The organism is Halopseudomonas sp. 4NH20-0008 (genome assembly GCF_057548395.1).
Window position 1 is genome coordinate 12,251 of sequence record NZ_BAAJMD010000008.1, and the last position, 13,784, is coordinate 26,034.

Consider the following 13,784-nt stretch of genomic DNA (forward strand, 5'->3'; position numbering starts at 1 on the left):
AAGCAATAGGAACTTTCCAGCGCATCTCGGGTATAGTCTATGAACCTATATGGAATAGATTATGCCCCCCATACGTTATGCCCTGAGCCTCTCACTTTTGTTGTCATGCCTGCTCAACAGTGCCCAGGCCGACGACTTCAGCTTTCCAGCAATGAATGCCTTTATGGCAACCATAGCCGGCACTCCCCCGGATCAGCGTGCCGACGTACCCGAGGAGTCATCGATACGACAACGCGACCTGTCCGTGCGGGTACTACCAGACAGGGACCTGCCACCCGTCCTGTCGCGTTATCAGAATCTGCACTTTCGGCTGGCCTGGCATAACGAGCCTGCCCCCCTGCTGTTTCTCTTGGCCGGCACCGGTTCAGGGTACGACAGCGCACGCATGGACTATCTAAAAGCCCTGTTCTGGCAAGCCGGGATGCATGTGATCGTGCTGTCTTCACCCACCAACCATGATTTTATTGCGGCCGCGTCACACAGTGGCAGACCGGGCCTGGGGCGTGAGGATGCGCGTGATCTGCATACAGCCATGAGCATGGCAGCAGAGCACGCACGCGACACCAAGGGTATTGAAATCACCGAGTATCGCCTTGCCGGCTTCAGCCTGGGCGCCTTGAATGCGGCCTTTGTCAGCGACCTTGATCAACGCCTGGGGCAATTCAACTTCAGCCGGGTCTTGCTGCTCAATCCGCCAGTGGATTTGTATACCTCAGTTCGCCGGCTCGACTCGCTCTCGGATACCCGCATCGAGGGCATCAGCAACACTGACAGCTTCTACGAGCATATCTTCAACAAGTTGTCTCGCTATTACGCTGAAACCGGCGATACCGATATTGAGAGCGGTCTGTTTCAAGGTATCCAAAGTTCAGATCAGGCCTTTAGTGAGGCTGAGCTGGCCATGTTGATTGGTGCTGTCTTTCGCTTTGCTGCAGCAGACCTTAACTTCATGGCCGACCTGATTAACAAGACTGGCCGCTATGCCCCGGCGGACAAGCCGCTTTGGGTCAGCACCTCCTTGACCCCCTATCTGAGGCGCGCGCTTTTCTGTGATTTTGAGTGTTACCTGCAAAATCAGCTGCTGCCAGCATGGCAAAGCCGCCATGCAGGCAAGACGATTGAGGACATGGCATGGGAAACCAGCCTGCGCAGCATCAGCGCGCATCTGCAGGATAACCCCAACATTGCCGTCATCAGTAATGCCGACGACTTTATTCTCAATCAGGCGGACTATCAGTTTCTGTTCGACACCTTTGGTGAGCGGGCCCACCTGTTTCCCCGTGGCGGCCATGGCGGCAACCTGCAGCATCTCCAGGTTACCGCAACCATGCTGGACTTCCTGACGGAGCAAGCACAATGAAAACCTGTCTGACCAGCCTGCTCGCACTGATGTTCGCAACCAGCGTGAGCGCGGGGGAATTCGATACCCCCAACATCCCCGCTTACCAGGATCCTTTTAACATGTTGGAGATTGATCGCAACGCCAGCCAATACCAGTTCGAGCGCTCCAGCCTTAGGGCGCTGAACATCCAGGACCCACTGGAAGGCTTCAATAGACGCATTTATCGCTTTAACGGTCAGTTTGACCAGTATGTTTATCTACCGGCTGTACGCGGCTATGAGATCGTCACACCCCGGTTTGTGCGCTCCGGGGTATCCAACGTATTTTCCAACCTGGCCGACATCCCCAATCTCGGCAATAGCCTGTTGCAAGGCAAAGGAAAGCGCAGCATGCGCACTACCGCGCGTCTGTTGTTCAATACCACGCTTGGCGTACTGGGCCTGTTTGATGTGGCCACAGCCATGGGCTTGCCCCAGGAGTCGGAAGACTTCGGTCAAACCCTTGGGCATTATGGCGTCCCACCAGGGCCGTACATCGTTCTGCCCCTGCTTGGCCCATCCTCGCTGCGCGACACGACGGGCCTTGCTGTGGATTGGACAATGGAAGACGTCGTATCTTACCTCAACAACCGCGAAATAATGAACCAGAATCCTTCGATATATGGGCTCTATGCGATTGATTTGAGATATAAAAATGGCTTCAGATATGGCGCACTTGATAGCCCGTTCGAGTACGATCAGATCCGCTATCTGTATACCAAGCTGAGGGAGTTTCAGATCAGCCAGTGACCAGGCGCAGCGCTGCTTTGCCTGTTAGCGGCAAGCCTCAAGCTGCAAGCTCACACAACCAGCACATCACAAACCCGGGTTTAGCTTGAGGCTTGAGGCTTGTAGCTAGCCTACCCGAAAGATGATCTGATCTTCCCAGTCATCTTCAGCCACGGCATCCTCAGCGAGCATTCGCCCAGCCTGTGAGATACCGGCGGCGTGGACGGCTTTGCGGTCACCGCAAACCAGATGATGCCAGATGGGCAGATCCTTGCCCTCGGCAACCAGACGATAACCGCAGGTCGGAGGCAGCCAGGCAAAGCCCGCGGCGTCGCTGGGCGTCAGCTGAATACAGTCGGGAACGAACTGCCGGCGATCAGCGTAGTTGCTGCATTGACAGCTGTTCAGATCCAGCAGTTTGCAGGCAACCCGCGTGTAGTAAATGGCCTGAGGATCATCTTCATCCTCCAGCTTTTGCAGACAACAGAGCCCGCAGCCGTCACACAGGGACTCCCATTCCTGCTGATCCATTTCGTCCAGGCGCTTGCGTTGCCAGAAAGGAGTAACCCGCATTGCCATCTCAGCAGCCCTCGCGCAGAACATCGTCCAGCCAGACCATCACAGCCTGGAGGTCGAAGGGAAAGTCCAGCTCACTGCCGGTATCACTGCGCTTCAGAACCGGAATGCGCAACTGATACAGGCTCATCAGCACATCATCGTCACTGATATCCACCTGCTCGACCCGCAAGCCATCGGCAATCAAGGGCTCCAGGGCAGCCAGCGCGTTGTCACAGAGGTGACAGGCCAGGGTGCCATAGAGTGTCAGAGTCGGTAGGGGCGTCATCACAGTGTGCAGTAGAAATCCGTTGGAGCCGCATTGTAACCCATTGCGTGCTGCCACATACTCTTGGGCTGATATGAGGGAGACCTGCATGGATTGGGAAACACTGCTGTGCCGTGAGCGGCTCGGCAAACCGGTAGCCAGTACCGAAGAATTGGGGCGCACGCCCTTTCACAAGGATCACGACCGAGTGATTTTCTCAGGTGCGTTTCGGCGTCTGGGCAAGAAAACCCAGGTGCACCCGGTATCCAGCAACGATCATATCCATACCCGCCTGACCCACAGCCTTGAGGTTGGCTGTGTGGGTCGCTCCCTGGGCATGCGCGTGGCTGAAATGCTGCGTGGTCAACTGCCCGCCTGGTGCGAGCCCGCGGATATCGGCGTGATAGTGCAGGCCGCCTGCCTGGCCCATGATATTGGCAACCCGCCCTATGGTCACTCCGGCGAGGACGCGATTCGCCACTGGTTCCAACAGGCGAATCAGCGCGGCTGGCTGGCGCCCCTGAGCGACGCCCAGCGCCTCGATCTATTAAGTTTTGAGGGCAATGCACAGGGCTTCCGGGTATTGACCGAGCTGGAATATCACCAATTTGAAGGCGGTATGCGCCTGACCTATGCGACCCTCGGTGCCTATCTGAAATACCCCTGGACCGCCCGGCATGCGGATAACCAGGGCTACAAGAAACACAAGTTCGGCTGCTATCAGGCAGAATTTCCCCTGCTCGAGCAGATTGCCGGTAAACTCGGTCTGCCCTTGCAGGCCGATCAATGCTGGGCACGCCATCCACTGGTATATCTGGTCGAGGCTGCAGACGACATCTGCTATGGCCTGATCGATCTTGAAGATGGTATGGAGATGGAGCTGCTGGACTACAGCGAGGTTGAGCAGTTGCTGCTGGAACTGGTGGGCGATGACCTACCGGAAACCTACCGGCAGCTTGGCCCCAGGGATTCGACCCGGCGCAAACTGGCGATCCTGCGCGGCAAGGCCATCGAACATCTGGTCAACGCGGCTGCCGAAGCCTTTGTCACCCAGCAGCCGGCGTTGCTGGCCGGCGAGCTGAGCGGCGACCTGGTCGAGCATATGCCACCCAGGGCCCGCCATTGTGTGCTCAGTGCCAAGCATATGGCGCGTGAACGTATCTTTCAGGACAAACGCAAGACGCTGCATGAGATAGGTGCCTACAGCACCCTGGAAACCCTGCTGGATGCCTTCTGTGGCGCCGTCAATGAACAGCAGTCCGGCCAGCACCTGAGCTTCAAGCACCGCCGCATACTGGATCTGATGGGCAACAACGCACCCAAACCGGACTGGGATCTGTACCGCAGCTATCTGCGCGTTATCGACTTCATAGCCGGTATGACTGATCTGTACGCAGCAGACATGGCCGCGCGTATCCGTGGCGTCAGTCCAGCCTGAGTGACCCGCGAGGCGGTTCCACTGGCAAGCGGTCGAGCAGCATGTCAATCAGCATCATCTGCGCGGCAATCGCACGACTGGCGAGCTGAAAGAAGCGGCTGGACGGCATGCCCGGTTCGCGCAGATTGGCCAGCAGGCTATCTATGCCGTTGATCAATTCGTCCAGGCAATCCTCGGCGGCGCGAACCGCCTGACTGATATGCGGGTTAAGCTCCGGGTCGGCATTCAGCTTGACCGGGGCCAGATAGGCTCTGTCGTTGATCTGCTCTCGCAGCTTGCGCAGCTCATCGTGCTGCAACACGGTATTTTGCCGGCGCGCAGCGATTCCCGTGCCCACTGCCCGCGCCCGACCCAGCAGCTCGGTGTTCTTCAGCAGCTCCAACCATAAACCCAGGGGTTGCGGAGCCAGGCGACCAAGACAGACCAGGTCGTGCTTGTCGGCAATCGCCTCAATGGTATCCAGCAGGCTTTCGATCAGGCGGTGGTGACGTTTCAGCACTGATTCCGGGCTGTCAGACTGTAAACGCTGTTCAATATCTCGCCACATGGGTAGCACTGCATGCCAGGGGGCATACCAGAACAACGTGGCTTCATGGTCCTTAAGAGACAGTAAAAGCTCTTCAACATTGAGGTGCGCTGTACTGCGCTGATTCTCCAGCAAAACTTCACCGGACATGATACCGAAGCACAGGCCGCGGTGCCGTTGTACTTGTTCAAGCAGCAGCCGCAGCAATCTGATCTGTTCAAGGGCGCGCTGACGAGCCAGGTTAGCTTGGGCAAAACGCCGTCTGTGACCCAGCCTTTCGAGCAGGACCCCGAGCAAAATCAGCGCAATCAGCAGAGCCCAAACCATGGCTGCTCCGGGAGCAGTGGATAAAGGTCAGTTACCGGTCCGTCTAGCTGCGACCCGACAACAGCTCGATTCGATAACCATCTGGATCTTCAACAAAGGCAAGAATACTGGAACCGTGCTTCATTGGCCCGGCCTCTCGTACCACCTTGCCACCCGAGGCCTTTATTTGCTCGCAGGCCTTGTACACATCCTGGACCTCAATGGCGATGTGGCCATAGGCGGTACCCAACTCATAGTCATGCGTATCCCAGTTGTAGGTCAACTCCAATACGGCATTATCAATCTCATTGCCATAACCAACAAAGGCCAGGGTAAAGCGGCCCTCGGGATAATCCTTGCGGCGCAACAGGGTCATACCCAGCACGTCGGTGTAAAAAGCAACCGATGCGTCCAGATCAGTGACGCGGAGCATGGTGTGAAGAATACGCATAGTGGCAACCTTCGGTTGAGCTGCAAGCTGCAAGCTGCAAGCTGCAAGCTGCAAGCTGCAAGCTGCAACGATTTTGGTTTCAGAGCCTGCCTGTCAAGCTTTTTTATCAGGCAGGCTCACAAACTATCAGAGCCCTCGGGCAGCTTATCGCTTAAAGCTTGAGGCTTGAAGCTAGGCTTCAAAGAAGCCTACGCCCCTTGCTTGCTGCAATCCGCATGCGCAGCGCATTGAGCTTGATAAAGCCAGCGGCGTCAGCCTGGTTGTAGGCACCAGCGTCGTCTTCAAAGGTGGCAATGGCGGCATCAAACAGCGAGTCATCAGACTTGCGGCCAACCACGATGACGTTGCCCTTGTACAGTTTCAGACGAACCACGCCGTTTACACTGGCCTGCGAGGCATCGATCATCTGTTGCATCATCAGACGCTCCGGGCTCCACCAGAAACCGTTGTAGATCAGTTCGGCATACTTGGGCATCAGGCTGTCTTTCAGGTGCGCGACTTCACGGTCTAGGGTGATGGACTCGATGGCGCGATGACCCTTGAGCATGATGGTGCCGCCGGGGGTTTCGTAGCAGCCGCGGGACTTCATGCCGACAAAGCGGTTCTCGACGATATCCAGACGTCCGATACCGTTTTCACCACCAATGCGGTTCAACTCGGCCAGCACGGAAGCCGGGGACATGTCCTTGCCATCAATGGCAACGATATCGCCTTGACGATAAGTCAGTTCGATATAAGTCGGGGTATCCGGCGCCGTCTCTGGGGAGCGGGTCCAGCGCCACATGTCTTCTTCGTGTTCAGTCCAGGTGTCTTCCAGCACGCCACCTTCATAGGAGATGTGCAGCAGGTTGGCGTCCATGGAGTAAGGCGATTTTTTCTTGCCGTGGCGCTCGATCGGGATGTCGTGATGGGCGGCGTAATCCATCAGCTTCTCGCGTGACAGGAGATCCCATTCGCGCCAGGGCGCAATCACCTTGACGCCTGGTTTCAGAGCATAAGCACCCAATTCAAAACGCACCTGGTCGTTACCCTTGCCAGTAGCGCCATGGGAGATGGCGTCAGCACCGGTTTCGTTGGCAATCTCGATCAAGCGCTTGGCAATCAACGGACGGGCAATGGAGGTACCCAGCAGGTACTCGCCTTCATACACGGTGTTGGCACGGAACATGGGGAACACGAAGTCGCGGACAAACTCTTCACGCAGATCGTCGATGTAGATTTCCTTGACGCCCATGGCTTGAGCCTTGGCGCGAGCCGGTTCAACCTCTTCACCCTGGCCAAGGTCAGCCGTGAAGGTCACGACTTCGCAGTTGTAGGTTTCTTGCAGCCACTTGAGGATCACCGACGTATCCAGACCACCGGAGTAGGCCAGGACAACTTTTTTCACATCAGACATTACGCGCTCCCTTGAAGATTGATCAGCGCCGGGCAACAGGCGCCGGACAAGGGACTATTCTAGCGTCCAGACATGAGGATTCACAGGGGCGCGTGGTGCATTGGTTAGCGAGAGCCAAAGGCGAAGGCTTCAGCGCTTCTCAAGGGTCAGACTAACTCGGCGATTCTGGGCTCGACCCTCGGCATTGCGGTTGTTGGCAACCGGATAGCGCTCGCCATGAAAGCGGATGGTAAACAGATCCTCGCTGACGCCCTCAGCCATCAAATAATCGCGTACAGCCAAGGCGCGTTGGCGCGACAACTCACGATTTTCCAGACGATCACCAACGTTGTCTGAATGCCCGTCGAGCTGAATTCCGGTGATGTCGCTATCAGCCTGCACATAGGCCAACACCACGTCCAGCAGTTCACGGCTTTGCGCAACCAAGGTAGTACCGCCCTCGGCAAAACTGATCACCGAGCTGGCAACCTGATCGTAATTCAGCGGCAGCAATCCACTGCTGCAGGTCTGAAATTCGTCCCAGGCCTTGCTGTAGCCAACACTGGATACAACGACCTTGACCGGTTCAGTTGCATTGGCCCAGGCGGCGCGAAGAATGGTTGGATGCAAGCCTTCAGCCAGGCCAGCCAGCATCTGCGCCGCCTGTTGCTGAGGTACCCGCAGCGGCACGCGGCCATCGCTGATGATCGCCTGCCCGAGAGCGCGGGCGCGTCGGTTGGGTCGCCATGGCGGCACATCGTTATACAGTTGCGCAGGACCCGGACGCATCAAATTACTCCAGGCTTCCAGGTGGAAAACCGGCCGCTCACCGGCGCGACGAACAAACACGGCCTGACCATAACCACTGACTGGCTGGGCCAGGCGACACTCGAACTGATCGCCCTCCACCAGCCACTGCACGTCTTCCATGCGCGTCTGGAAGGTCATGGCCTGGACTGGCAGGGCCAACAGCAACAATGTCGGTATGAGGGCTCGAGCCACGTTTGTCTCCGCCGTGAATAAATTACTTGTGTGATGTCATCGGCCGCCGGACGCAAAACTTTACCCTCTCCAGTGTGTGAAATGCGGGTTGATTCCGGTAGCATGACACCATTGATACTGTCTGGAATCACCCTGATGACTGATCGCCTTACCCTGACCCGGCCCGACGACTGGCATATCCACCTGCGTGACGGCGATGTACTCAAGCACACCGTGGCAGATGTGGCCCGTAGCTTTGCCCGTGCGATCGTCATGCCCAATCTGGTGCCACCGGTGCGCGACGGTCAGCAGGCTGATGACTACAAGGCACGCATTCTTGCTGCGCGCCCAGCCAACTCGGACTTCAACCCGCTGATGGTGCTGTATCTGACCGACCAAACCAGCCCCGAGACCATTCGCCAGGCTGCGCGTTCGGGTCAGGCGGTAGCAGCCAAACTCTATCCGGCCGGCGCAACAACCAATTCGCAATCCGGTGTCACCGCACTGGAGAACATCTACCCGGCGCTGGAAGCCATGGCCGAGGTCGGCATGTTGCTGCTGGTACATGGCGAAGTGACCCATGCCGAAGTCGATATCTTTGACCGTGAAAAAGCCTTTATCGACCAGCAACTGGTGGGACTGATCCAGCGCTTTCCGACACTGAAGGTCGTGTTTGAGCACATTACCACCGCCGATGCCGTGGATTTTGTGCGCTCTGCATCAGACCGTGTGGGCGCAACCATCACCGCCCACCACCTGATGTACAACCGCAATCACATGCTGGTCGGCGGCGTTCGTCCGCACCTTTTCTGCCTGCCGATTCTCAAGCGCCAACGCCACCAACAGGCACTCTGTGATGCAGTGGAATCCGGATCATCGGCGTTTTTCCTGGGTACCGACTCGGCCCCCCATGCCCGACATGCCAAGGAAGCGGCCTGCGGTTGTGCCGGCTGCTATTCGGCGCATGCCGCCATTGAGCTGTACGCCGAAGTCTTTGAGGACCTGGGCGTTCTCGACAAGCTCGAAGCCTTTGCCAGCTTCCACGGCCCTGACTTTTATGGCTTGCCGCGCAACACTGACAGCATCACGCTGCTGCGTGACAGCTGGACGGCACCCGCCACCCTGCCCTTCGGTGACCAGTTGGTTGTGCCGTTGCGCGCCGGTGAATCCATCCGCTGGCGTCTTGCCTGATAGCCCCACCTGACTAAGGATCGCCCGTGAGCGAGTTCGAGTTCGATAACGAAGAGCAACAGGAACCCAGCAGCAAAGGTCTCAAGCCACCCATGGCCTACCGCTTTCGCGGTTTTCTGCCGGTAGTGGTGGACGTCGAGACCGGCGGTTTCAACTCGGCTACAGATGCCCTGCTGGAAATCGCTGCGACGACCATTGAAATGGATGAAGAAGGCATGATCTATCCTGATCAAACGCACTTTTTTCGCGTCGAGCCTTTCCCTGGAGCGAACGTCGAGGCTGCCGCGCTGGAGTTTACCGGCATCAAGCTGGACCATCCGCTGCGTATGGCCGTCAGTGAAGAGCATGCATTGGGTGAAATCTTCAGGCACGTGCGCAAGGCGGTGAAATCGGCTGGCTGCAATCGCGCGGTGCTGGTCGGTCACAATGCTTTTTTTGATCTCGGTTTTCTGAATGCCGCCGTCGAGCGCTGCGAGATCAAACGCAACCCTTTCCACCCATTTTCCTGTTTCGATACGGCTACCCTGGCCGGCCTGGTCTATGGGCAAACCGTACTGGCCAAGGCCTGCTCTGCAGCTGATATCGACTTTGACGGCCGCGAGGCACACTCGGCGCGCTACGACACGGAAAAAACCGCCGAACTGTTCTGCGGCATCGTCAACCGCTGGCGGGAAATGGGTGGCTGGCCACCCGCCTGATCTTGGTGAACAAGACCCGTCCGCGCTCCTCCCCCACGCAAACCCTGTCACATTCAGCCACCTCGAGTGGCTTAATAACTTGCCTGTCTCAAGCAGGCTGGTTATTTTCAGTAGGAATGAAATTCTCCACTACACTTAAGTGCATGTTTCCAATACGGCAAGCGCCGATAATCAACATTGGTTCCTTGAGAAATCGACACACCGTGCCGGCTTCCTCCTCAGACAATCCATAAACAGGAGTCTTCCCATGAAACGTCAATCCCTCGCCCTTATGTTTTCGGCGGCCCTGGGCTGCGCCGCTCTCACCGCGACCCCGGCAATGGCCCAGCAGAATTTCGTGACCATCGGTACTGGCAGCCAGACCGGCGTTTATTATGTGGTAGGCCAATCGGTCTGCCGTCTGATCAATCGCAACACGAGTGACCATGGCATACGCTGCAACGCGCCTTCCAGCGGCGGCTCGGTGGCCAACGTCAACGGTATTCGGGGCGGTGATTTCAATATGGGTGTGGTCCAATCTGATGTGCAGTACAAGGCCTACGCTGGCGTAGAAAACTTTGCTGACGCAGGCCCCTACTCCGATATGCGGGCCATGTTCGCCCTGCATGGTGAGCCGTTGACCGTGGTGGCACGCCGCGATGCCGATATCAACCATGTGCTGGACCTCAAGGGTAAGCGGGTCAATATCGGCAACCCCGGTTCAGGTCAGCGTGACACCATGGATGTGGTGATGCAAAGCCTTGGCTGGACCAGCGATGACTTTGCCCTGGCCTCGGAGCTGGGTGCCGCCGAACAGTCCGCTGGCCTCGGTGACAACAACTTTGATGCCATGGTCTTTGTCGCCGGCCACCCGAACGGTTCCATTCAGGAAGCCACCACCACGGTCGACTCGGTACTGGTCACCGTGGATGGTGAAGCGATCGACAATTTGATAGCCGAGCGACCCTACTATGCCAAGGCCGTTATCCCCGGTGGCATCTACCGTGGCAATGACGAAGACGTCACCACCTTCGGGGTGCGTGCCACACTGGTAACCTCAACAGCCACAGATGATGAAACCGTGTATCAAACGGTCAAGGCGATCTTTGACAACTTCGATCGCTTCAAGCGCCTGCACCCGGCCTTCGCCACCCTGCAGGAAGAGCAGATGATCAAAGAGGGCCTGTCCATCCCGCTGCATGAGGGTGCTGTTCGCTACTACAAGGAACGTGGCTGGATGTAAGCCTTGTGTCACCCTGTCGATCTGACCGACTGGCAGGGTGGCTGTCTTTCCTCATGAATCCAATGCATAAGGCTCGCCATGAGTGACACGACCCACCGACAGGACGACCTCAATACCGAACTGGAAGATCTGGTTGCAACCAGTGATACCGGTGCACGCAAACCCGAGGGATTGACCGGCAAGCTGCTCCTTTCGATCGCCGCGATATGGTCATTGTTTCAACTATGGATTGCGTCACCTCTGCCCTTCATGGTCGGCTTCGGGGTATTCAATGCCACTGAAGCACGCTCGATCCATCTGGCCTTTGCCATATTTCTTGGCTTCATGGCTTTTCCTGCCTTCAAGCGTTCGCCGCGCAACCGCGTCCCGGTGCTGGATTGGTTGCTGGCACTGACGGCCGCCTTCTGTGCCGCCTACCTCTACCTCTTTTACGCAGACTTGGCCGGCCGCTCCGGCAGCCCCACGACAACGGATGTGGCGGTCGCATTAACCGGCCTGATTCTGTTGCTTGAAGCCACGCGCAGGGCACTCGGGCCACCGCTGATGATTGTGGCCCTGGTCTTTATCGTTTACTCCGTCGCCGGCCCCTATATGCCGGGCATACTGGCCCACCGCGGTGTCAGCATGAACGCGCTGGCCAACCACCAGTGGCTGACCACCCAAGGGGTTTTCGGGATAGCGCTGGGCGTGTCCACCAGCTTTGTATTTCTGTTCGTACTCTTTGGCGCCTTGCTGGATAAAGCCGGTGCCGGCAACTATTTCATCAAGGTGGCCTTTTCCCTGCTCGGCCACTATCGTGGCGGCCCGGCCAAGGCCGCCGTGGTGGCCTCAGGTCTGACCGGGCTGATCTCGGGCTCATCGATTGCCAATACCGTGACCACCGGCACCTTTACCATTCCCATGATGAAGCGTGTGGGCTTTTCGGCAGAAAAGGCCGGCGCGGTGGAAGTGGCGTCCTCGGTCAATGGCCAGATCATGCCACCGGTCATGGGTGCTGCCGCCTTTCTGATGGTCGAGTACGTTGGCATTCCCTATGTCGAGGTGATCAAACACGCCTTCCTGCCGGCTCTGATCTCCTACATCGCACTCATCTATATCGTTCACCTGGAGGCCATGAAGGCCGGCATGCAGGGCTTGCAGAGCAGCAATCCGCCGCGCCCCCTGCTGCGCAAGATCCTCGGCTTCATGACCGGGCTGATTCTGCTGATGGCCCTGTCCTTTGCCGTTTATTATGGTCTTGGCTGGATCAAGCCCCTGCTCGGCGAGTCAGCGGGCTGGGTCATTGCTGCCGGCCTGGCGGTGGTGTATTTCGGATTGATGAAGCTCGGATCACGCTATCCTGAACTGACCCTGGATGACCCCGATTCTCAAGTACTGACCCTGCCCCAGACCAAACCGACGGTGATGTCAGGCCTGCATTACATACTGCCTGTCATCGTGCTGGTCTGGTGCCTGATGGTCGAACGTCTGTCACCGGGCCTGTCGGCGTTCTGGGCCACGGTCTTCATGATCTTCATCATTCTTACCCAGCGTCCGTTGATGGCGCTGTTCCGTGGCCAAAGCAAATTGGCGGACGACCTGCTGCATGGCTGTGATGATCTGTGGCAGGGGCTGGTGTCTGGCGCCCGCAACATGATCGGTATCGGCATTGCTACTGCAACTGCCGGGATCATTGTTGGTGCAGTGTCACAAACCGGGGTGGGCCTGGTACTGGCGGATCTGGTCGAAATACTGTCGATGGGCAACCTGATGCTGATGCTGATGCTCACCGCCATTCTCAGTCTGATTCTCGGCATGGGCCTGCCCACCACGGCTAACTACATTGTCGTCTCGGCCTTGTTGGCGCCGGTGATCGTCACCCTTGGCCAGCAAAACGGCCTGATCGTTCCGCTGATTGCCGTGCACCTGTTCGTCTTCTACTTCGGCATCATGGCAGATGTGACCCCACCAGTGGGTCTGGCCTCCTTTGCCGCTGCGGCGGTATCCGGCGGTGATCCGATTCGCACCGGCTTCCAGGCTTTCTACTACAGCCTGCGAACGGCAGCCCTGCCCTTTCTGTTCATTTTCAACACCGACCTGTTGCTGATCGATGTCACGTTCTGGCACGGCATACTGATCTTTGTGGTTGCCACCATCGCCATGCTGATATTTGCCGCCGGGACCCAGGGCTGGCTATTGGTTCGCAGCCGCTGGTACGAAAGCCTGCTGCTGTTGCTGGTGGCCTTCACCCTGTTCCGTCCGGGTTTCTGGATGGACATGCTGCACGATCCCTATCAATCGGTGGCGCCCGCTGAACTGACCCGTTCACTTGATCGGGTTGAGGAAGGCAGCAACTTGCGCATGCAGGTCCTGGGTGAAGATGGCATTGGTGAGCCGCGTACCTTCTTTGTTCTGGTGCCGGTACCGGATGGTGACAGCGCCGAAGAGCGCATGGAAAAACTCGGCCTTGAGCTGATGCAGGATGGTGACCGCACCATAGTCGACATGGTTACCTATGGCAGCCTGGCGGCTGATCTCGGGTTCGAGTTTGATCAGGAAATTCTTGAGGTCATGGCCCCGGTTGATCGCTGGGCCAAGGAATGGATGTGGCTACCGGGCTTTGGCCTGTTTGCGCTGATTATTGGCCTGCAATGGCTGCGTCGTCGCCCGACAATGGCTTAAGGA

13 protein-coding genes are annotated in these 13,784 nt (G+C 57.6%); 7 read left to right on the forward strand and 6 right to left on the reverse strand.

Annotated elements, in window-relative coordinates:
- The first annotated feature begins 61 nt into the window (after positions 1 to 61).
- Together AC27HQ_RS09515 and AC27HQ_RS09520 are read left to right on the forward strand one after the other, a co-directional pair.
- Positions 62 to 1,360: a serine/threonine protein kinase gene (locus AC27HQ_RS09515; RefSeq protein WP_487155921.1), complete on the forward strand. Its 1,299-nt coding sequence runs from the start codon at positions 62 to 64 to the stop codon at positions 1,358 to 1,360.
- The gene (locus tag AC27HQ_RS09520) at positions 1,357 to 2,130 is read left to right on the forward strand and encodes an MlaA family lipoprotein (protein ID WP_487155922.1); all 774 of its coding nucleotides are present in this window, start codon (positions 1,357 to 1,359) and stop codon (positions 2,128 to 2,130) included. Before AC27HQ_RS09515 ends, AC27HQ_RS09520 begins: the two co-directional genes overlap by 4 nt.
- A 105-nt stretch (positions 2,131 to 2,235) precedes the next feature.
- Here the strand turns inward: AC27HQ_RS09520 and AC27HQ_RS09525 are convergent, their stop codons facing one another.
- Positions 2,236 to 2,688, reverse strand: a complete 453-nt coding sequence (locus AC27HQ_RS09525) for a YcgN family cysteine cluster protein (RefSeq protein WP_487155923.1) — start codon at positions 2,686 to 2,688, stop codon at positions 2,236 to 2,238.
- Position 2,689: 1 nt separating this feature from the next.
- Positions 2,690 to 2,953, reverse strand: a complete 264-nt coding sequence (locus AC27HQ_RS09530) for a glutaredoxin family protein (RefSeq protein WP_487155924.1) — start codon at positions 2,951 to 2,953, stop codon at positions 2,690 to 2,692.
- 88 nt (positions 2,954 to 3,041) lie between these two features.
- Between AC27HQ_RS09530 and AC27HQ_RS09535 the strand changes: the two genes are divergently transcribed.
- Positions 3,042 to 4,370 (forward strand): deoxyguanosinetriphosphate triphosphohydrolase, encoded by a 1,329-nt coding sequence (locus AC27HQ_RS09535; RefSeq protein WP_487155925.1) that lies wholly within the window; start codon positions 3,042 to 3,044, stop codon positions 4,368 to 4,370.
- On the opposite strand, the gene AC27HQ_RS09540 is transcribed toward AC27HQ_RS09535, so the two are convergent.
- From AC27HQ_RS09540 to AC27HQ_RS09555, 4 genes are all read right to left on the reverse strand, one after another.
- A complete protein-coding gene (locus tag AC27HQ_RS09540) occupies positions 4,357 to 5,223 on the reverse strand; it encodes a hypothetical protein (RefSeq protein WP_487155926.1) in 867 nt (288 codons plus the stop codon). The two genes, AC27HQ_RS09535 and AC27HQ_RS09540, sit on opposite strands and share 14 nt — an antisense overlap.
- Positions 5,224 to 5,266: 43 nt before the next feature.
- Positions 5,267 to 5,653, reverse strand: coding sequence for a lactoylglutathione lyase (gloA, locus tag AC27HQ_RS09545; protein ID WP_487155927.1), 387 nt, complete (start codon positions 5,651 to 5,653; stop codon positions 5,267 to 5,269).
- Positions 5,654 to 5,831: 178 nt separating this feature from the next.
- Positions 5,832 to 7,085: an argininosuccinate synthase gene (locus AC27HQ_RS09550; protein ID WP_487155928.1), complete on the reverse strand. Its 1,254-nt coding sequence runs from the start codon at positions 7,083 to 7,085 to the stop codon at positions 5,832 to 5,834.
- A gap of 93 nt (positions 7,086 to 7,178) precedes the next feature.
- Positions 7,179 to 8,030, reverse strand: coding sequence for a flagellar protein MotY (locus AC27HQ_RS09555; protein ID WP_487155929.1), 852 nt, complete (start codon positions 8,028 to 8,030; stop codon positions 7,179 to 7,181).
- Positions 8,031 to 8,165: 135 nt separating this feature from the next.
- On the opposite strand from AC27HQ_RS09555, the gene pyrC reads away from it, so the two are divergent.
- The 4 genes from pyrC to AC27HQ_RS09575 all read left to right on the forward strand — a co-directional run bounded on the left by pyrC (position 8,166) and on the right by AC27HQ_RS09575 (position 13,781).
- Entirely contained in the window at positions 8,166 to 9,200 is a 1,035-nt protein-coding gene (pyrC, locus tag AC27HQ_RS09560) for a dihydroorotase (RefSeq protein ID WP_487155930.1), read from the forward strand.
- 26 nt (positions 9,201 to 9,226) lie between these two features.
- Complete coding sequence (gene rnt / locus AC27HQ_RS09565) at positions 9,227 to 9,898, forward strand: ribonuclease T (protein WP_487155931.1); 672 nt, start codon at positions 9,227 to 9,229, stop codon at positions 9,896 to 9,898.
- 247 nt (positions 9,899 to 10,145) lie between these two features.
- A complete protein-coding gene (locus AC27HQ_RS09570; protein ID WP_487155932.1) occupies positions 10,146 to 11,120 on the forward strand; it encodes a TAXI family TRAP transporter solute-binding subunit in 975 nt (324 codons plus the stop codon).
- A 78-nt stretch (positions 11,121 to 11,198) separates the two neighbouring features.
- The gene (locus AC27HQ_RS09575; RefSeq protein ID WP_487155933.1) at positions 11,199 to 13,781 is read left to right on the forward strand and encodes a TRAP transporter permease; all 2,583 of its coding nucleotides are present in this window, start codon (positions 11,199 to 11,201) and stop codon (positions 13,779 to 13,781) included.
- Positions 13,782 to 13,784 lie beyond the last annotated feature (3 nt).

What these genes read in the sequence shown, in the direction of transcription:
- AC27HQ_RS09515 (WP_487155921.1), top strand. Translation starts at nt 62, where the DNA reads ATGCCCCCCATACGTTATGCCCTGAGCCTCTCACTTTTGTTGTCATGC.
- AC27HQ_RS09520 (WP_487155922.1), top strand. Translation starts at nt 1,357, where the DNA reads ATGAAAACCTGTCTGACCAGCCTGCTCGCACTGATGTTCGCAACCAGC.
- AC27HQ_RS09525 (WP_487155923.1), bottom strand. Translation starts at nt 2,688, where the DNA reads ATGGCAATGCGGGTTACTCCTTTCTGGCAACGCAAGCGCCTGGACGAA.
- AC27HQ_RS09530 (WP_487155924.1), bottom strand. Translation starts at nt 2,953, where the DNA reads ATGACGCCCCTACCGACTCTGACACTCTATGGCACCCTGGCCTGTCAC.
- AC27HQ_RS09535 (WP_487155925.1), top strand. Translation starts at nt 3,042, where the DNA reads ATGGATTGGGAAACACTGCTGTGCCGTGAGCGGCTCGGCAAACCGGTA.
- AC27HQ_RS09540 (WP_487155926.1), bottom strand. Translation starts at nt 5,223, where the DNA reads ATGGTTTGGGCTCTGCTGATTGCGCTGATTTTGCTCGGGGTCCTGCTC.
- gloA (WP_487155927.1), bottom strand. Translation starts at nt 5,653, where the DNA reads ATGCGTATTCTTCACACCATGCTCCGCGTCACTGATCTGGACGCATCG.
- pyrC (WP_487155930.1), top strand. Translation starts at nt 8,166, where the DNA reads ATGACTGATCGCCTTACCCTGACCCGGCCCGACGACTGGCATATCCAC.
- AC27HQ_RS09570 (WP_487155932.1), top strand. Translation starts at nt 10,146, where the DNA reads ATGAAACGTCAATCCCTCGCCCTTATGTTTTCGGCGGCCCTGGGCTGC.
- AC27HQ_RS09575 (WP_487155933.1), top strand. Translation starts at nt 11,199, where the DNA reads ATGAGTGACACGACCCACCGACAGGACGACCTCAATACCGAACTGGAA.